At 59.6% G+C, this 18613-nt stretch carries 13 protein-coding genes and 1 tRNA gene; 6 read left to right on the forward strand and 8 right to left on the reverse strand.

Annotation, left to right across the window (positions count from 1 at the left end; translation table 11 throughout):
* Nucleotides 1-17 precede the first annotated feature (17 nt).
* On the forward strand, nt 18-1475 hold the full coding sequence (locus J3R75_RS15860) for a sulfatase family protein (RefSeq protein WP_307263553.1): 1458 nt from the start codon (nt 18-20) through the stop codon (nt 1473-1475).
* Nucleotides 1476-1591: 116 nt separating this feature from the next.
* The gene (locus J3R75_RS15865) at nt 1592-1912 is read left to right on the forward strand and encodes a transposase (protein WP_307263556.1); all 321 of its coding nucleotides are present in this window, start codon (nt 1592-1594) and stop codon (nt 1910-1912) included.
* Between the two features lie 64 nt (nt 1913-1976).
* Here J3R75_RS15865 and J3R75_RS15870 read toward each other — a convergent pair whose 3' ends face one another.
* The 4 genes from J3R75_RS15870 to J3R75_RS15885 form a co-directional block, all read right to left on the reverse strand.
* Nucleotides 1977-3098, reverse strand: a complete 1122-nt coding sequence (locus J3R75_RS15870; protein ID WP_307263558.1) for a hypothetical protein — start codon at nt 3096-3098, stop codon at nt 1977-1979.
* A gap of 152 nt (nt 3099-3250) precedes the next feature.
* Entirely contained in the window at nt 3251-4534 is a 1284-nt protein-coding gene (locus tag J3R75_RS15875) for an ISL3 family transposase (RefSeq protein WP_307263561.1), read from the reverse strand.
* 203 nt (nt 4535-4737) lie between these two features.
* Entirely contained in the window at nt 4738-7887 is a 3150-nt protein-coding gene (locus J3R75_RS15880; RefSeq protein WP_307263565.1) for an InlB B-repeat-containing protein, read from the reverse strand.
* A gap of 682 nt (nt 7888-8569) precedes the next feature.
* Nucleotides 8570-9358 (reverse strand): Kelch repeat-containing protein, encoded by a 789-nt coding sequence (locus J3R75_RS15885; RefSeq protein WP_307263567.1) that lies wholly within the window; start codon nt 9356-9358, stop codon nt 8570-8572.
* 337 nt (nt 9359-9695) lie between these two features.
* Here J3R75_RS15885 and J3R75_RS15890 point away from each other — a divergent pair, with 337 nt between their 5' ends.
* Nucleotides 9696-11054 carry an MATE family efflux transporter gene (locus tag J3R75_RS15890; protein WP_307263569.1) on the forward strand — a complete coding sequence of 453 codons (1359 nt, stop codon included), beginning with the start codon at nt 9696-9698 and terminating at the stop codon, nt 11052-11054.
* Between the two features lie 43 nt (nt 11055-11097).
* Here the strand turns inward: J3R75_RS15890 and J3R75_RS15895 are convergent, their stop codons facing one another.
* The 3 genes from J3R75_RS15895 to J3R75_RS15905 are packed head-to-tail and all read right to left on the reverse strand — an operon-like array spanning nt 11098 to nt 16340.
* Entirely contained in the window at nt 11098-12267 is a 1170-nt protein-coding gene (locus J3R75_RS15895; RefSeq protein WP_307263571.1) for an iron-containing alcohol dehydrogenase family protein, read from the reverse strand.
* 32 nt (nt 12268-12299) lie between these two features.
* Entirely contained in the window at nt 12300-14705 is a 2406-nt protein-coding gene (locus J3R75_RS15900) for a hypothetical protein (RefSeq protein ID WP_307263574.1), read from the reverse strand.
* Between the two features lie 48 nt (nt 14706-14753).
* Nucleotides 14754-16340 carry a glycoside hydrolase family 32 protein gene (locus J3R75_RS15905; RefSeq protein ID WP_307263577.1) on the reverse strand — a complete coding sequence of 529 codons (1587 nt, stop codon included), beginning with the start codon at nt 16338-16340 and terminating at the stop codon, nt 14754-14756.
* A 115-nt stretch (nt 16341-16455) separates the two neighbouring features.
* On the opposite strand from J3R75_RS15905, the gene J3R75_RS15910 reads away from it, so the two are divergent.
* The 3 genes from J3R75_RS15910 (at nt 16456) to J3R75_RS15920 (ending at nt 17216) form a co-directional block, all read left to right on the forward strand.
* Nucleotides 16456-16578 (forward strand): hypothetical protein, encoded by a 123-nt coding sequence (locus tag J3R75_RS15910; protein WP_307263579.1) that lies wholly within the window; start codon nt 16456-16458, stop codon nt 16576-16578.
* Between the two features lie 229 nt (nt 16579-16807).
* Entirely contained in the window at nt 16808-16951 is a 144-nt protein-coding gene (locus J3R75_RS15915) for a hypothetical protein (RefSeq protein ID WP_307263582.1), read from the forward strand.
* 179 nt (nt 16952-17130) lie between these two features.
* A tRNA-Leu gene (locus J3R75_RS15920) sits at nt 17131-17216 on the forward strand.
* A 131-nt stretch (nt 17217-17347) separates the two neighbouring features.
* Here J3R75_RS15920 and J3R75_RS15925 read toward each other — a convergent pair.
* Complete coding sequence (locus tag J3R75_RS15925) at nt 17348-18418, reverse strand: DMT family transporter (protein WP_307263585.1); 1071 nt, start codon at nt 18416-18418, stop codon at nt 17348-17350.
* Nucleotides 18419-18613: the final 195 nt, after the last annotated feature.

Genomic DNA, 18613 nt, shown 5'->3' on the forward strand with positions numbered 1-18613 from the left:
AATCAGGGAGTAGCGCCATGAGCAGCAAACGCCCCAACGTGGTATTTATCCTGGCCGACGACATGGGCTATGGCGACGTGTCCTGCCTCAATCCCGCGGGCAAGATCCGCACGCCGTGCCTGGACCGCCTGGCTGGCGCGGGCATGGCGTTTAGCGACGCTCATGCCAGTTCGGCGGTGTGTACGCCGTCGCGCTACAGCCTCCTCACCGGCCGTTACAACTGGCGGTCGTGGCTCAAGGAAGGCGTGACCTTTGGTTACGATCGGCCGGTGATCGAAGCGGGGCGCATGACCGTCGCGTCCTTCCTAAAGAGCCATGGCTACGCTACGGCCTGCTTCGGCAAATGGCACCTGGGCTGGTCCTGGCAGCGCGAGAATGGCAGCGCTGACAGCCCCGTCGATTTCAGCCAGGCCATTACGGACGGGCCCACCGCGCGTGGCTTCGATAGCTTCTTCGGCATCAGCGCGTCGCTGGATATGCCGCCCTACGTCTATGTCGAAAATGACCGGGCGACGGCCATCCCGGACCGTGATACGCCGGGTTGCAGCGGCAAGGCATTCTGGCGCGAAGGGCCCATCGCGCCGGATTTTGAACACGCCGAGGTACTGCCCACGCTCTGTCGTCGCGCGGTGCAATGGCTGGAAAAACAGGCCGCCGGCGCACAGCCATTCTTTCTCTATTTTCCGCTACCGGCACCGCATACGCCGATACTCCCTGCCGAGCTATTCCGAGGCTGTTCTGGCACTAACGCCTATGGTGATTTCTGCCTGCAGGTGGATGCCGTGGTCGGCGAGATCGCCGACAGCATCGACCGCCTCGGCCTGCGCGACAACACCGTGCTGATATTCGCGTCCGACAACGGCTGCGCGCCTATGGCGGACCTGCAGGAACTCGCCGCCGCGGGGCATTTCCCCAGCTACCATTTCCGCGGCCACAAGGCCGACATCTACGAAGGCGGCCATCGCGTGCCCTTGATTGTGCGCTGGCCCGACACCATCGCCCCCGGACAGCGTTGCGATGACACGGTGTGTCTCGTTGATCTGCTGGCTACATGCGCGGATATCCTCGGCGAAAAACTGCCGGCTGACGCTGGCGAGGACAGTGTCAGCAATCTGCCGCTGTGGCGCGGTCAGCCCCTTGACCGAAGCCTGCGCGAAGCGACTGTGCACCACTCCATTGATGGATCTTTTTCCATTCGCAAAGGCCGCTGGAAGCTTGAGATGTGTCCGGGATCCGGCGGCTGGAGTTCGCCGCGACCCGGCAAGGAATGCGAAGGGCTGCCGCCAATGCAGCTCTATGACCTGCAGGACGATGTCGGCGAGCGGCGCAACCGCCTGGCCGAGTACCCGGAAGTCGTCGCCGATCTGCAGGATCTGCTTACCCAATACGTCGTCAACGGCCGCAGTACGCCTGGCGAGGCACAGGGAAACTACGGCGGCTGCAGCTGGCGCCAACTCTGGTGGCTGCAGCAATAACGCTTCTTCCACGTGTTGCCCCCCAAAAAATAGGCGGCTACAGTCTTCTCGCTGGAATTTCAACAAAGTCGTAGAGCACGCCACAATGCTTAGCCACACATCAGAAGGTTATACCCATGGACAATAAGGAGCGCGATTATACATCTGAGTTCAAGGCCAAAGTCGCCATGGCCGCGCTCAAAGGGGAAAAGACGCTGGCTGAGCTTGCCCTTGAGTATGGCGTGCGGCCCCAGGAAGTCAGTCAGTGGAAAGAGCAGATGCAAGCATCTGCCACCGCAGTGTTTAGTAGCGGAGCTGGTCGTAGCCATCGTGGCAAGAGGTCGAAAACAGAGGCAGCTGCTGCACACGATGAAGTCGACCGTCTTCGTGTGGAGCTGGCCTGGCTACAGAAAAAGGCACGTCAACTGGGCTTATCCGAAGACGAACTGAAGCCGTGAGGCGGGGACATACCCAGTCGTGGACAGCTCCCCCCTTGGCTTTTGCCAGGGGGGAGTCATTGTCCTAAGGAATTACAAACATACGGCTTCTGGGACCGGCCAGTCCGGTTGCGGTTTTACCCGTCAGCAAAATGTAACTCGTTCCCGGTCCCCAAGCGATCCCCAGTGGCACCGTGCCGGTCAAATCGCCGGTGACGGTCACTGGCCGATTGCGGGACTCCAGCCAGTCGGGGGCGCCGGGATAGAACAGGAGCACATCGACAGACTTTGGCGCAATTCCGACCCAGGTGATCTTGACCGTGTCGGGATCGGCGCCTTTGACTTTTTCAGCCATGCTGATCGTTGGCGCAGTCAAGTCCGCAATCACCTGGAAGTAAATAGGCGACTCGTGATCCGGCGTTCGCGGCGAATGGTTCCAGCCGCCATACTCGCGCGGACTAGCCCCGTTGTAGGCGACCAAGCACCACAGGTAGGTTCCTACCGGCAGCTCGATGCGCACGCCGTTGATGGAGTCGACCCAGGTCACATTGCCGATGTCCACGTAGTTCAGAATCGGCACGCCAGCAGCTGAAGAAAGATACATCATGTAGCCGGTTGCGCCCGGGACTGGGTCCCACTCAAAGGCCAGTGGCGCCGTGCCGCTGGCCGCAGTGGCCACCCACCAGCCATCCGTCGGTCGCATGTGCTTGTAGTCTGGCACACCGGCGGCCGGGATTGCCGTCCCCGTAGTCACGACAATGGCGGGGCCGGAACTCCATTCGGAATCGCCGTAGGGATTGAATCCGCGTACCCGCCACGTACAGGTGTCGGGACCAACCAGGGTGATCGGCCGCGTTGTCGGCACATTAAAGGGAACCACCTTGTCGGCACCGGGCATGAAGTAGGCATTGTGCAACACCTGGTTGTTCTTTGGCAAGGTGCCCTTGATTTCCACATCATAGCCTTGGGCATTAGCGGCATAGAAGCTGAGGCTGAAATTGCCGGGGGCGCCCGGATTGGGCGTGCAGCTCAAAGCGCTCGGGACGACTGGATACTGGGTGTCATTGACGGGTGGATTCCGGTAGTCGACCGTCAGTGGGCGCGCACCAGCTGCCGGCAGCCAGGTGTTGCCGTAGGTGTCAGTATTCGGATGCCAGGTGCGGTAGCGCCAAAAATAGGTACCAGGCAGGAGTCCGTAGTGGGTCATCAGCAGATACTCCCGTGCGGGGCTCAATTCCGAGCGCAGGACGTTGGTCTCTAGGATAATGTCGGCACCGATTGTACCTGGTGCGGCATCCCATATCTGGAAAATTATGGTGCTTCAGGCAATTCCGTGGGTTGCAAATCTGAGTGCGGGTGCTAGTTGGCGGCCTCTGGCAGCAGGTTAAGTTTCCCGCAATGAAACAGAATTGCATTGCGTAAAGATTCCTTGTTTTTGAAACCACAAGCACTTCTTTTGACAGCCTCAATTTTGCTGTTCAGCCCCTCGGTCAGGGCATTGCTGACCCCATGTTCGATTGCAGCCACTATGCCACAGAAGTGGTTTTTCAGCGTATGGGCGGCTTTTGCCATGTCCGGAATTTGTGAATGCGTCGCCCACCAGTACCAGTGTTTGAAATACTTCGGTGTCTCTTCTTTGTCGGGGCAAGTTGTCCACATGTCGCGAAGGTTTTCCTTGATTGCCCATGCCCGCGCCGTTTTCTTGGCAATCTGTCTAACTTTTTCGAACCTGGCCTTGTTTTTGTCAGGAAGATTCTCCCTGCCATACAGAAAATCATGGCGCGCTCCGAACATGCTTTTCTTGTCCTCATCGCTCATCGTGGCCTGTTCTTGCTTTCGTGTGCTGTCCACTGCCTTTTGGACGACCTGCATCACATGGAAATGATCAAAACACAGTTCGGCATTGGGCATGAAGTTTGACGCGATACGCTCATACCCCGCACTCATGTCCATGGCCGCGATCTGGACGTTTTGCAAACTTTCCTTGCGTTTTTCAAACCAGGGGCTGATGTCATCAATGCGCCGCTTGTCCACCACGTCAAACACGCTCCCATTGCCAATGTCAGTGATAATGGTGAAATAGCGATGTCTGGAAAACACCTGCTTCTCGTCAAGTCCCATGATGACCGGCGTCGTATCGCCACGTCGCTCAAGCCCTCGCTTGACGGCCCGATCGCGGATACTTTCCAACCTGTCCCAAGACACCCTCGTTAGTCCGGACGCATCGGTCAAATTGGAGGCCTGCATGGTCTTGATGCACTTGCTTTCCATCTTGTATGTAATTGAGATCTGTGAATCAGCCAGAGGAAAGTCGCTGTTGACGATCCCATGCTTGGGGCATTGAACTCGGGGAATACGGGCATGAAGGTAGGTCTTGCACTCGCAGGTGTCCAGATGTTGCCAGGTTCTTTCCGGAGCATGGTCGTAAGTAGGTGATGGGGTGCGACAGGCATGACACGAAAAGCGATAATGCTCCTGATGGATCAGCCAGACGTCAACACGGGTACTGTCGTCGGAAATTTCGACCTTGGAGACAGTCCAGGGCGATGGCGGATTAATCACGCGTTGATAAAACGATTCCAAGTTCATGGCGGACTCCCATGGCTCAATGTGAATGACGAGGTCAGGTGATTGACTGGGCATTGCGTGGCCATGAGGTAATGAAACACAAAAATGATCGGGTGCAACAAAAGTGAAGGCATTCTTGCAATAACAAGAAACACCGAAGCGGAAGATTACCCCGACTGCCTTCCATACAAATTGACATGGAAAGCTGGGCGGGCATCATAATTTGAACATTAATTGATCGTTGAATATCAACTAGTTACACTATTTTATGCGTACGATTAGATGGCTTTTTTGCCCCATGTGACAAGGCGTTGTCGTGATTCTAAGCACAAAACGTCGAAAAATCTACCCACAAAATTTCCGGAAGAACCGAAATTATACCACTCGAAGTCTGCCACCGGCGCCCAAGGTATGCGTGGATACCATGGCGGCTCGGCTAGGAACACTGCTGCGACTGTGATTGCAAAAGCAGGCATGGTAACTTTGGTGGATGCCGATGTTGTCTCCGCAACATGGGCGATGCTGCCTGCCCAGCTGGCGAAACCGCGACCAGGCGGGATGTTGGCGTTAATGCTAACGATCGTCCCGGCAGTGTACGCACCGCCGCCGGTGCCGTTGACCACGGTCAGCGTGTAGGTTGCTGGCGGGGCGTCCACAAATAATGCCGACACGGTGATGGCGAAGGCCGGCATTGTCGCGATGGTGGTGCCCTCGGTTGGGTCGGCCAGATGCGAGGTGTTCCCAGCCCAACTGTCAAATACTTTTCCAGTCGGAACCGTGGCGATGATTTGGACTGCCGTCCCGGCTTCATAGGCGCCGCCGCCGGTACCGTTGATCACGGTCAATGTGTAGGTGTCGGGAGGCACGTCCACAAATAACGCCGACACGGTGATGGGGAAGGCCGGCATTGTCGCGATGGTCGCGGGCGCCGTGGGGTCGGCGATGTAGGCAGTATCTCCCGCCCAGCTGTCGAACACTTTCCCGATCGGCACGGTAGCGATGATCGGGACGACTTGTCCTTCTTCGTAGGCGCCACTGCCCGTGCCGTTGACCACCGTCAGCGTGTAAGTCGCTGGCGGTGCGTTCACAAACACGGCGGTGATTGTCGCGGCATCGGCGGGCATGGTGGCGATGGTCGAGGGCGCCGTCGGGTCAACAAGGATGTCAATGTCGCCTGCCCAGCTGTCGAACACTTTTCCGGCTGGAACCGTGGCGATGACCGGGACGACTTCTCCTTCTTCGTAGGCGCCACTGCCCGTGCCGTTGACCACCGTCAGCGTGTAAGTCGCTGGCGGCGCATCCACAAACACGGCGGTAATCGTGGCGGCAACGGCAGGCATGGTCGCGATGGTTGCGGGCGCCGTCGGGTCGGCTAAGATGCCGATGTCGCCTGCCCAACTGTCAAACACTTTTCCGGCTGGAACCGTGGCGATGGCCGGGACGACTTGTCCTTCTTCGTAGGCGCCACTGCCCGTGCCATTGACTACGGTCAGCGTGTAGGTCGCTGGCGGCGCGTTCACAAACACGGCGGTGATTGTGGCGGCAACGGCGGGCATGGTTGCGATGGTCGCGGGCGCCGTCGGGTCAACAAGGATGTCAATGTCGCCCGCCCAGCTGTCGAACACTTTCCCAGCTGGCACGGTGGCGATGACTGGGATAATTATCCCGGCAATGTAATCGCCACTGCCCGTTCCACCGACGATGGTTAGTGCGTAGACTGGGATGACGGTTAGCGTTACACTTAGATCTACTGTTGCCACATTCGAGTCGAGGGCGCCGTCGTTGGCCAGGTAAGTGAAGCTATCGGCAGTGGTGAGACTGTTGTCGTGCGTATAGGTGAAGGAGCCATCGGCGTGGAAGGTGAGGGCGCCATGTTGGGGGCCGGACACCAATACTGCGGAGAGGGCGCTGCCTTCGGCGTCGGTGTCATTGCCCAGGACGCCGGGCGTAGCCGGGCTCAGCGTGCCGCCCTGGGTTGCCGCGTAGGCGTCATTGAGCGCTATTGGCGCGTCGTTGACGGCCGTGATCGTGAGGGCGACCGTGGCGATATTTGAGTTGAGCGCCCCGTCGGAGGCCATGTAGGTAAAGCCGTCGGCGCTGGTTTCGCCGCCGTCGTGGATGTAAGTGAAGGATCCGTCCGCATTCAGTGTCAAGGTGCCGTTTACCGGGTCGCTGACCAGTACTGCAGTAAGAATGGCGCTGTCTCTATCCGTGTCATTGTCCAAGACGCCTGGCGCGGCGGGGCTCAGTGTGCCGCCTTCGGAAAGCAAATACGCGTTGTTCAGCGCTACCGGCGCGTCGTTGACGGCCGTGACATTGATTGTCATGGTGTTCGGCGTTTGGTCAAGGTCAACCCCGCCGTTCAAGGAACCGCCGTCGTCCTGTACCTGAAAGGTGAAGCTCGCGTAAGCAACGCCGTTGGCATTGGCTACCGGATTGAAGGTCAGGAAGGGGATGTCCGCGACTGCCACAAACGTGCCTGCGTTCACCATCGCAAAGCCCAGTTTCAGGCTGCCAGCAAGGGGTACTGTGGTAATCTTGATGGCCAGAAGGGTATTCGGAGTCGGTTCATCGTTCAAATCTGTGAATCCGAAGTCACTCACCACAAAGCCGTACGCCGTGTCTTCGTCCATGGTCACCGTATGATCTGCACCATCCGGGGCGTGGTTTGGTGGCGGCAGGATGCTGCTGGTGCCGTTGAATGTTACTTGGCCGATTCGCGCTAACGCTCTGCCTTCCAGTACGCTGGTCGCATTCAAGGTAATGGACTGATCGGCCAATATGGTTCCCTTGAACACAGCTGCTGCGCCAATCGTCGCTGAAGAGCCGACTTGCCAGAAGACGTTTCGTGCTTGAGCGCCATTAGCCAAGATGACTTGAATTCCGCTATCGCCCACGGTCAGCCCGGTTCCTATCTGAAAAATCCAGACATCGTTGGGGTCACCTGTGCCGGTGAGGGTGAGGTTTCCCGTCGATATGTACGCCGTCGTCGTGAATTTGTAGAGGCCCGGGCTGAGGTTAGCCGAGCCGAGTTCACCGGCGCCGGGGTCAATGGCTGTTGGCAGAAGCCGGTTCTGGGCGTCATAGTACGCCGTGTCAAGGGCATCCTTGGCCACGCCTAACAATATCGGGTCCACCACTACGCCCGCTCCCAGTGGACCACCGGCATCGGTTTTGTAGATTATCCCGTTTACCTGCGCATCGGTCACGCCGATAAAAGCCCCGCCAGCGGGACTTAGCCCCACATCTCCCGTCACGATGCTGCTCCCGGCAGCCACGGTGATTTCGGAGGCCCCGAGGATCACAAAATGTGCTGCCGCGCCCAGGTCGACTGGAGCGGGGCCTGCCGCAGACAAGACTAGACCAGGCAGTAAAAGTGCCAGTGTGATGACGATGCTCTTGACGCTTCGTTTCGAGTACGATGTCATGGTGGCTGCTCCTGGTGAGGCGTGTGCAGGTGTCGAGCATTTTGCTAGCTTGTCTTGAAGGGCTTGGGCTTGTCGGCAACGCATATTCTGGTTTCTCCCGGTTCGGTTGGTCATTTCCAGAGCAGTATGAGCCGAGGGTATATGCCCAAGTCGCTTCTTCTCTTTGTGAATTCGATTAGTCGTATCCTTACCTTAGGTTTCAGAGGGAGTATGTGCCACGGGGTAATCCACCCATAGCCGATGGGGTAAAACCCGACTGCGATAGTCCATTCTGCCCATACTGGAGCGAGCCTGGCCAGGCAGGGTCGCGGACGGGGCGGGTGGATAGGAAACAAGGAAGACATACCATGGGGTTCCATTGCCCATTCGGCTTCAGTCAGCTTCGCCGACTGAGGCCGAATGGGCCGAGGAACACGAACATAGTTGCCGTCTTACCCACGGCTGCGCGCGCCTTCAGCGCGGCTTGCCCTGGGCTGGTATGTTTCGCGCCTTCAGCGCTTCTGCCGCTTTGCGGCGATGAAATGCCGCGAGTATATGGACAGAAAATGATGCCGCGGTTCCAGGAGCCCAAAGCACTCTGGAAACGTTACCCAAGGAGCATCGGCCTGATCAACTGGCTTTTGTCGCGGACGGATCGGACGGATCGGACGGATCGGACGGATCGTCGATTATCGCGGTCTGATCACTGTTTTGGTGGTGGTGTGACGGCGCGGATGCCTTGTGCGGGGTCGAGGACGGCGGGGAGGACGTGCCCGGTGTAGAGGAAGCGGCCTTCTTTCTCGGGGTCGTCGTGTTTTGGGGTGCGGCCAGCGATGAGGCTGCCATCGGGTAGGACGGCGAGACCGACGGCCGTGTTGAAGCTGTGTTTGGCGAGGAGTTTGAAGTCGGAGTCGCATTGCAGCAGTGCGGGTTTGCCGTAGCAACCGAACCACCACGAGCCGTGGGCGAAGCAGGCGGTCTGGATGCCCATCAGGGTCTGGCCGCTTTCGATCACATGGCGCTTGATGAAGGTGAAGGCGTTGTCGTATTCATAGACGTAATTTTGCTGGTGATCTTTGGGCAGGCCGCCAATGACGTAAAAGCGGCCATCGCGGCAGTCCATGCCGCCGGCGCCGTGGACGAGTTCGGGGACGGGGTGTTTGGCAAGAAGCGCGAGGTTGTCGGCTTGGTAGACGTAAACGTGGCTATCGGCACCAGCTTCGGTATTGAAGCGGCCGAAATTGACCGCGACGTAGAGTTTGCCGTCGTGGTAGCAGAGATCGCCGTGGTGGCTGCGCACGGGCATGTTGGCAAGGAGATTACCGGACAGGTCGGTGGTGACGATATTGGCCGTGAAGCTCCAGTAGATGTGTTGGCCGTCGGTAGCGATGCCCTGGAGATGGCCGCGGTATTGGCCGGGGCAATGGATGGGCTGGGCACCAAGCATACTGGCGCCGATGGCGGCAAGAGAGAATAGGGCGTGGTAGCGCATGGCGGGTTATCTCCTGGCGGGCTGATGGTGATTGTCTTGGCGAGCGGCTTGCGGCATGCTTGGCCAGCAGCGTTTTGTGGGTGAACGAAAGTCCTACCATAGCTTGCTGCGGTGGACCATGCCAATGCTTTGCTGCCGAAGAAATGGGGTGTTGCGGGTGTATTCGACGGCCGGCGCAATACAGTATGGTTTTGACAATGGGTGCGGCGTTACTGATCTTTGTGCTGCCGTCCCAAGGAGCCACTCATCTGGCGCTGCTGTCAGTCATCATACCATCCTACGACATGGCCGTCTGTGAGGATGGCCATGCCTTTTTGCCATAAGGCAAGTCCAGCGCATGAGTCCGCAAGAGCCGCAACGCATTTTCTCCAATCTCGATCTTTCGCGTCTGATTATACCGCTGATCATTGAGCAGTTTCTCAGCTGCATGGTGGGCATGATTGACACCATGATGATATCGTCGCTGGGGGAAGCGGCGGTATCAGGCGTGTCGCTGGTCGACCTTTTTAACATCCTGATCATCAATATCTTTTCAGCTCTGTCGACGGGCGGCGCGGTGGTGGCCTCGCAGTTTTTGGGGGCAAAGAGGGTGCGGGATGCGCAGGGGAGTACCAAGCAGCTGCTGCTGGTGACGCTGGCAACGTCCTTGCTGCTACTGTTGTTGGCGCAGGTCTTTAATCGGCAGCTCATCCGGCTGCTTTTCGGCAGCATTGATGCCGAGGTGATGAGTGCGTCCCAGACTTATTTCCGCATCACGTCGCTGGCTTTTCCGGCGATAGCGCTGTTCAATGCCTGCGCGGCGATATTCCGGGCGATGGGCAATTCGAAAGTGTCCATGTTTGGGTCGTTGCTGTGCAATGTCGTGAATGTCTGCGGCAACGCGCTGCTGATATATGTCTTCCAGATGGGCGTTGCCGGCGCGGCGTGGGCGACGGCGCTGTCGCGAGTGGTGGCGATGCTGCTGTTGCTGTTTTTGCTCAGCAATCGCCGGCATGCGCTGTATCTGTCCTGGCGGGACGGCTTTCGGCCGCACTGGCCGACGATTCGCAAGATCCTGTACATCGGCATTCCCAACGGCATTGAGAACAGCTTTTTTCAGCTTGGGCGGATCTTGGTGCTCAGTGTGATATCGTTGTTCGGCACGGTGCAGATAGCGGCGGTGGCGGTGGCCGGTAACCTGGGTTACATGAGCTGCATCACGGGTGGCGGCTTTTGTCTGGCCATGATCACGGTTGTTGGTCAATGCGTGGGCAATGGCAATCGCGAGCAACTGTACTTTTATGTGCGCAAGATGATGCGCATGGCCTACGTGGTGCATGTACTGTGGGGGCTGGTGGTACTGGCGGCGGTGCCGCTGGTGCTCAAACTCTACGCATTGTCGCCGGAGACCATGCGTTTGGCGCTCATCCTGGTGCTGATCCACAACATCTTTTCGCTGTTCATGTGGCCGGCGTCGTTTGTTTTTCCCAACGCGCTGCGGGCAGCGAACGACGTCACCTACACCATGCTGTCATCCGTGCTGTCGATGCTGATTCTGCGGGTCGGCTTCAGCTATGTGCTGGGCTACAATCTGGGCTGGGGCGCCATCGGCGTGTGGATCGCCATGATTTTGGATTGGGTCTGCCGCATCAGCTGCTTCTATCTGCGCTATCGCAGCGGCGCCTGGCTGCGCCGCGCCAACCTGCAGGCGGGGTGATGGGGCAGGTGGGATGCGTGAGCGCCGTTTCGCGTCGTGTCTTTCAGTATGCTCGGGTGAGGATGTCCATGAGCACGGCGTAGCTGTCGTCGGGACTGACGGGGCGCGGTGCCAGTTCGAGCTTCATGCGGTTTTCGCCGGCGCTGCGGGCGGTCTGATCCAGGAGAGCCGGGGTGATGCCCGGGATATCCCGCAGGGCCTGGGGGACGCCGCAGGCGGTGAGAAACTCCCGGAATGACGAGATGACCGCCATGGGCGTGTCGCCGGGGAAGATGTCCCGCAGGAGCATGGTGCGTTCGGCGACGGTGGGGTTGCCAAGATAGTATTCCCAGCAATGCGGCAACAGCATGATTGCTGCCAGGCCGTGGTCAATACGGCCGTACCAAGAGAAGCTGCACAGGTGCGGTAGGCCCGTGGATTTGTGGCGGATGACCATGCCGCCCAGGGTCGCGGCCACTGCCATCTTGCCGAAGCCGCCACGGCGGCGCAAGGCCTTGGGCAGGGCGTCGCTGACCAACTTGATGCCGGCAATGGCCCGGCGGTTGGCGTAGCGATCGTTGTTGTCGGCGCCGACATTGAGGAAGCCCTCCAAGAGATGGGCCAGGGCATCGCAGCCCGTGGCGCGCACCACGTTCTCGGGCATGCTCTTGGTGTAGGCCGGCACGCAAAAGGCGTAATCGGGGATGATGACCGGGTCGGAGATGAGTTTTTTCACGCCGGCTTCAGTGTCGACGATATTAGCGTAGGGCGTGACTTCCGAGCCCGTGCCGGAGGTCGTAGGGAAGCAGATAACCGTCTTGAGGCGCTTGCCGGCGTTGCTGGCGCTGAAGCGGTTGGCGCCGAAGAACACCCGCGTGGGCTGCCTGGTCTGGTAGGATAGGTAGGCGGCTTTGGCGGCGTCCATGACGCTGCCGCCGCCGATGGCGATGACCCAGTCGGGCTTCTGCTGCTGCAGAAAGACGCGCATGTGGCGGACGCATTCCAGATCGGGCTCGGGGTTGATGGCGGAAAAACGCTGTACGCGCGAGTTGCGGCAGTGGCTGCACAAGTCCTGCCAGGCGCCGGACACATCGGCCGAGTGTTTGCCAGTGAAGACGGCGATGACGCGGGGCTTGTCTCGTGCCAGAAGCTGGTGGAAGGCCGGCCAGGCGTCGTCACCCATGGCCACGTGGGTGTCGCTGTAGGAGTTGATTAGTGCGGGAAAGGAATTCATGGGGGCTTCTCCATGGGCTGGCAACGCGTTGCTCAGGGGCGTAGTTCAATGAGGGCGACATCCTCGGGGTCGAGGGCGACGCTGAAGGTCGTGCCGCCGGTGGCACCGGGCTGCACGGGCAGTTCCTGCTGGTGGACGTGGTCGTAAGCGCTGGTGGCGCTGATGCTGGTGCTGAGGCGGCCTTCCTGGCGCTGTTCGCCAGGATTGAAGACCGTGATGATGTTGGTGCCGAAACGCTCCAGCCACAGGGCGGCGTTGTCGCTGCGGGCGTTGGTGACGGGCTGCCAGCCCGCTTCACCGGCACGTTTGCACAGCGGCACGTACTTGCGAAAAAGTTCGCGGTCGCGATTGTACAGGTCGGGATTGCGGAAGTAGTGCTTGGTACAAGCGTCCGCGCTGAAAAAGCCCGGGTACATACCGTAGAACACGCAGCGGCGCATGTACTTTTCGACCTTCTTCCCGTCAAAATCGTCGAAGTTGGTGTTCTGGAGGAAACAGAAGGGCTTGGGCCCGCACATGGCGCGGCGGAAGAGCATGGTGCTATCGGCAGGCGGGCGCCAGTTGTTTTTGGGATTCCAGTTGCTTTCCGTGCCAAGGACGTCCAAGAGCGGCGTCAGCCACCAGAGGTTGTGTGGCGTGCTGTTGGCCATCATGAGCTTGTCCATGCCGTGCACGTCGTCGGCGATAGCGCGGGCGTATTCCCAAGCGATGAGGCCGCGGAAGATGACGGGACGTTGGCCGATCTGCGAGAAAGTCAATGGCGTCGAGGCGGCTGAGAAGTGCTCACGGCGGTAATTCATGACGTCGGTGACATAGCCTTCGCTGGAGTCGATGTACTCGCCATCGAGATCGGCCTTGCGCTCGGGGCCGTAGAGGCGCTGGCGCAGTTCGGGATTCCAGGCGATGCGGAAATGGCTGTCGGGACTTTTGATGCCGGGCATGGACGCCATGCTCCAGACGGCGCCTTTGCACCAGGGCGTGTCAAGCCAGCGCGCCGGTGCTTCGCCGTACTGGTTGTGGAACACGCTACTGGCGAAGGACTTGGCCCGGCGATCTCCCCCGGCGGCCAGGCGTTCGATTTCGGCGTTGGCGCTGGGCAGATCGCGGGGCATGTCGTCGGGCATGCGCAGCCACCAGGTCATGGGTTCGGTATAGCGGAAGGTGAGGATGTTGTGCTGGTCGTCCCACGCGCATTCGTTGTCGCCTTCTTTAATGGCGAAGCCAAAGTCTTCCCAGCCCTGTACCTCGCTGATTTTGGCGAAGGGCATCCACAGTCCATGGCGTTTGCTGCGGGCAGTAAAAGCTTCGGGAAAAATGCGATAGAGTGCGTCAACTGCGGAACGGAAGCCCCAGGTAGGCGCAAAGTCGAAGGAGAAGAGCTTGACGGTGGCGCTGTTTTTTTCCGGGGTCAGAGCGATGTCCCAAGCGACGTAGAGTTCGTTGCTGCGGCTGTTGTAGGCGCAACGGCCAAAGGCTGGTGTGAAGAGATCCATGGCGATGGCGCGGCCGGTAGCGCCGGCGCTGACGGCTGCCAGAGGATAGAGCGAGAGACGGCCGCTGCTGCCACAGGGGAAATTGACCGTATTGAGGTATTCCTGCTGCGGCGCGGGCTGGTCGGGCGCGTTTTGCGCGTTGGTTGGCCGTGACATGGTCAGCCACTGCCAGGCGGCAGCGGGGAGAGGCAGGGTGTAGACCAGCTGGAGGATGCGGTCTTTACCGCTGTCGTCGCTGATTTCCGCTTCGACGCATTGGGCGCCGTGGCGCGTGGAGCTTTTGGTGCTGATGCGTACGCCGTGGGCCTGGCCGTCGCTGAAGGACAGAAAGTCGGAATTGGCGGCGACATCGCGGAGGATGAAGCCATGGTAGCTCGTGGTGCTGCCGACGGGCACGCCATCAAAGACCGCGCTGCCATCGGGCACGGCCAGCTGGTAGATTTCGAGGTCTTTGAATTCGGCCTTGCCGCTGTGAGCGCGCATGAGCAGCCAGCATTGGACGCTTTTGATCGGCTTGTCCGGCACGACGAGCACCTGCTGTTCCTCCCAGTCGTGGGTGCCGGTCTGGAACGGCGTTTGGCGGCCCCATAGGGGGGTGCCGTCGTCGTAGACGATGTCCAGATAGAGGGAGTAATTGCTGTCAGGGGAGCCGCTGATCTTGCTGGCGCGGCTTTTGGCCTTGACGACGATGGGCGTTGGCGTGCTTTGCTTGAGTTCCACGGCCTTGCCGGCGCCGCGGCGGAGCTGCTGGTCGTCACCATTGTCGCAGACGATAACACCCTCTGGGCCGCTGCTGAAACCCACTTCCCACGGCTGCCATGGCAGGGCGCTGATGTCCATCGCTGCGTGGGATGCGGTGCTCAGCACGGGCTTGATGATTTCGGCAAAGGCGCCCATCGTGGAACAGAGCAGCAACGCAGCGGTGAGAAGGCGTCGATGTGTCATGTGGGGCCTCGCTTTTCTGGGGGTGGAAGAACGACGGGTGGCGGGATGTTAGCAATCGCGGTCGCTGCCGTAGTCCGGGCTGCCGGCGGCCAGGTAGCCGCCACTGCGGCCGTCCGGGTGTTCGCTGAACCAGAATGAATAGATGTCGCCGGAATCGATGGTGATGCGCAGTTTGCAGTGGGGGAGCGCCGGCATGGTCTGGTGCTCGTGCCAGCGGATGGGCGCCGCGCAGCTGTCGCCGCGGAAGGGCAGGGCGTCAGCAATGGCGTAGCCGGGGACGACGCGGTTGTTTTCGTCGAGGACTTCGACACGCAGTGCCTCGGCGGCGGCATTGATGAAGAGGTAGGGCCTGGCGCCGGGCGCGAGGCAGCGGGTGTGGATGAGCGCTTCGCTGTCCGTGTGCATGGAGGCGAAGCCATCGCGGCGCAGTTCGGCGAAGCCGGTGGCGGCGCCGGCGTACATGGCGAAGGCGCCGCGGCTGCTGTGGCCCTTTTGGCCGGGGCCCAGTGTTGACTGGCCGCTCCAGGCGCCGTAGTAGAAGCGTATTTTGTCTTTGTAGACCAGGCAGCCGCCACCGGCGGCGTGGAGATAGCCGCGGTCCCAGCTGCCGCGCTGCCGCGAGCAGGCGAGCAGGGGCTGGCGGTTGTCGCAGCGGGACCAGTGGAAGCCGTCGCGGCTGAAAGCGGGATGGAGATCAATGCGCTTGGGGCAGCCGAGGATTTCGCAGTGGTTGTTTTCGGGGCCGTGGAAGATCGCGAAGAGCCCAAGCATGACGCTTTCGTAGGGGGTGGCGTTGAGGTCGTAGAGCTGAGGCTGGAATTGCGTGGCTTCTTCGCAGCGGTCGTGCTGGTCGCTGCGGGCCCAGGCGATGGGCGTCAGGTCGTCGCCAACGGCGCCTTTGGCCATGCGGGCTTCGTGCCATGGGGGCGCAAAAAAGTTTTCGCGGGCGAGGTAGGCGCGGGCGCGGCCGGTGCCGGGGAACCCCACGCGGATGCTGAAGATCCAGCGCTGCTGGAAGGGATCGTAGAAGAAGCTGGAATTATCGCCGCAGGGCCCACTGGGACAGCGGTAATGCCAGTGTATGCCATCGGGCGAGGCCAGCAGCTCGGCGCCAGCGCCTTGGCGGTGGCGGTTGTAGATGAACATCTTCCAGCGTTCGTCGGGGGTATTGGCGTGTTGATCCAGCCACACCAGAGCGCCATCGCGTTCGTAGCTGTCGCGTATGGGCAGCAGCAGATTGGAGTGGCCGACGATGCCGAAATCGGGTCGTTGCCAGTGAATGCCGTCGTGACTGGTGGCCAAGGCGGTGCCGTGGAACCAGCCGGCGTGGTAGAAGAGCTTGTAGAGGCCGTCCTGCGGGTCGTACCAGACGCCGTCGTTGAAGGGTGCGGCCACGGGGCATTCGCCGTTGCCGAGCTCGTGTGGTGTCTCGGGCTGGAGGACGGGATTGCCGGCGTAGGGCTGCGCCTGGTGCCAACGGCGGACGCAGCTGCTGAACTCAATGAGCGCGTCGTCCACCAAGAGTTGCCGACCAGGCCGCAACGCGATGGGCGCTGCCGACGGCGCGCTAAGATATGGCACTGGCAGCGCTTCGCGGCTGGCCGGTTCAAAATCGCAGTAGAAGGTCTCTGGCATGGAAAGACGCCCTTTGCCTCGGCAAGAGTTGTGCTCGTAAGGGGTAAACATAACAATGTGAACCGGAACAGGGCATTTGCAAGGTCAACTGGCATTATCGCGGAGTAATCGGTCAGTGTACACCCCGGCGCTTCGCTGGGACAATTTGCAGGAAACCCACGGCCAGTCGCCGCCCAGCCATTACCCATGGGTGGCTAACCAAGCAGCGGACTTCATAGGAGCAATGCTCCTCACATAGCATGCGACAATCGCCGGCCATGAGTTGATTGGTAACCATGCACAAGATCATTCGCCGAGGTTTTGAGCACCGAAGGTGCGCCCTAAGATAGCCCAGGGCAAGCGGCGCCGAAGGCGCGCGCCGCCCTGGGCTATCTTAGGGCGCGCTTTCAGCGCTGCTGCCGCTTCGCGGCGGAAATGCACGACGAGAAAAGGTTGCTTGGTTGAACAAGTGCCATGGATACCGTTAAATGAAGAGCATCGGTTTCATAGGAGTGTACACCCCGGCGCTTCGCTGGGACAATTTGCAGGAAACCCACGGCCAGTCGCCGCCCAGCCATCCGACCTTGATTTCCGCCGACCTTTGCGGCAGCGTGTTTCATAGGAGTGATTGATAACGGATGCCCGGCATGCCTCGCGCTGGCGCGTGGCATGCCGGGTCACACCGCGCCTGAGAGTGATAATACTGGTAGTCAGTATCAATCACTGAGCGATTACCGCGAAATCTCCTCTTTTTGGCTAAAAGAGTTGTTTTCGCTCTGTGGCTGGAATACATTACGCCTCCGCTTTATGCGCCCGAGTGGTGGAATGGCATACACAACAGACTTAAAATCTGTCACGCGCAAGCGTTTGCGGGTTCGAATCCCGCCTCGGGTACCATTGATTAGCAAAGACTTACGACTAAAATCGTAGGTCTTTTTTTGTTTTCTGGTGTATCCTGTTTCCCCCCATTTTCCGGTATATTTGTTACGAATAGGGGATATAAACCGGATAAACTTATCTGTGCGGGCTCAATGGTGGTGTCGGTGGTGGATATCGGGGGTATGCTGATGTTCGTGGTTGCAAGTTTCGTGGGTGTGTTCATGGCTATGCGAGGCGGTGACAGGCGGGTTGTGGCGGTGAAGGTGATGCTGGTCTTCATGGGCGTGAGCATGGTCATGGGTTAGTGGTTGGTGCCTATGGTGATGGGCGTGGTTTTCCTGGATTGCGAGCCAGACGCCGCAGAGCATGATGGCGGCGGCCGCGGCAAAGGTCCATGAGGGAACGTCCTTGAGGATCAGCAGGGACAGCAGCACGCCCATGAAGGGCGCAGCCGCGTAGTATGCGCTGGTTCGCGCCGCTCCGAGGTGGCGTTGTGCCTTGACGTAGAAGAAAATGCTCAGACCGTAGGCGATGAAGCCGAGCAGGGCGGTCGCGACGATCGCCAATGCCGATTGCGGGAAGGGCGTTGTGGAGAGCAAGGCGATGGCCAATGCCGTGGTTCCCGATCCCAAGCCCTTAACGATAACAATTTCCATCGGTGATTTTGCGGAGAGGTTTCGCGTACAATTGTTCTCCAGGCCCCAACAGGCGCAGGCGGCAAGCACGAGTAATGAGCCGGGGGATATTTGCCAGGTAGCAGCGTCGGCAAAATCAACGCATACGAAGATGCTTGCCAGGGTGATGATTCCCAGTGACAGCCACATGCGTTTGCCAACGGCTTCGTGAAAAAACACCAATGCAATCACAGCGGTGGCGACCATTTCAAAGTTGAAGAGGAGGGCGGCGTTCGCCGCCGTCGTCAGTGTGAGGCCCAGCATAAGGAGAAAGGGGGCGATGACATCCAGGACGACCATGGTGACGACCCAGGGCAGGTCATGGCGCGACAGCGCCGCCTCTGTTTTATCTTTGTTTGAGAGGACATACAGCAGAAGCATGCCGATGCCGGCGCCAAGGTACAGGAACGCAACCATGTACAATGGGGTGATAATGGGAAGAAGCAATTTTGACAGTGGCGCGTTCAAGCCGAAGAGCAGAGCGGCAAACAACGCCAGCGCCATGGCGGCGTGGCTGCTTTGGTTGGGTGTATTCAGGTGATTCATGCTAACTCCATTGTCGGGCGAGCAGAAAATCTGCCATAACAATGCTGGTATTCAAATGGTTGGGGATTGTGAGATGGACTCTTTCTCAATTTCCCTCACCCAGGCGGGACCGAGCGTTGCGGCAGTTCACTGGTATTGGTGGTAGTTGTTCCTGACTACAAGGCGTCGGCGCGATATTGCGGACTCGTATGAATT

Origin of the sequence: Oligosphaera ethanolica (genome assembly GCF_030814695.1) — a bacterium.
In the GTDB taxonomy this organism is placed as follows: domain Bacteria; phylum Verrucomicrobiota; class Lentisphaeria; order Oligosphaerales; family Oligosphaeraceae; genus Oligosphaera; species Oligosphaera ethanolica.

Bases quoted from the DNA above. Each gene is read 5' to 3' on its own strand.
- J3R75_RS15915 (WP_307263582.1), top strand. From the start codon at position 16,808: ATGAAGAGCATCGGTTTCATAGGAGTGTACACCCCGGCGCTTCGCTGG.
- J3R75_RS15900 (WP_307263574.1), bottom strand. From the start codon at position 14,705: ATGACACATCGACGCCTTCTCACCGCTGCGTTGCTGCTCTGTTCCACG.
- J3R75_RS15880 (WP_307263565.1), bottom strand. From the start codon at position 7,887: ATGACATCGTACTCGAAACGAAGCGTCAAGAGCATCGTCATCACACTG.
- J3R75_RS15885 (WP_307263567.1), bottom strand. From the start codon at position 9,358: ATGCGCTACCACGCCCTATTCTCTCTTGCCGCCATCGGCGCCAGTATG.
- J3R75_RS15925 (WP_307263585.1), bottom strand. From the start codon at position 18,418: ATGAATCACCTGAATACACCCAACCAAAGCAGCCACGCCGCCATGGCG.
- J3R75_RS15870 (WP_307263558.1), bottom strand. From the start codon at position 3,098: ATGACCCACTACGGACTCCTGCCTGGTACCTATTTTTGGCGCTACCGC.
- J3R75_RS15905 (WP_307263577.1), bottom strand. From the start codon at position 16,340: ATGCCAGAGACCTTCTACTGCGATTTTGAACCGGCCAGCCGCGAAGCG.
- J3R75_RS15895 (WP_307263571.1), bottom strand. From the start codon at position 12,267: ATGAATTCCTTTCCCGCACTAATCAACTCCTACAGCGACACCCACGTG.
- J3R75_RS15860 (WP_307263553.1), top strand. From the start codon at position 18: ATGAGCAGCAAACGCCCCAACGTGGTATTTATCCTGGCCGACGACATG.
- J3R75_RS15865 (WP_307263556.1), top strand. From the start codon at position 1,592: ATGGACAATAAGGAGCGCGATTATACATCTGAGTTCAAGGCCAAAGTC.
- J3R75_RS15875 (WP_307263561.1), bottom strand. From the start codon at position 4,534: ATGCCCAGTCAATCACCTGACCTCGTCATTCACATTGAGCCATGGGAG.
- J3R75_RS15890 (WP_307263569.1), top strand. From the start codon at position 9,696: ATGAGTCCGCAAGAGCCGCAACGCATTTTCTCCAATCTCGATCTTTCG.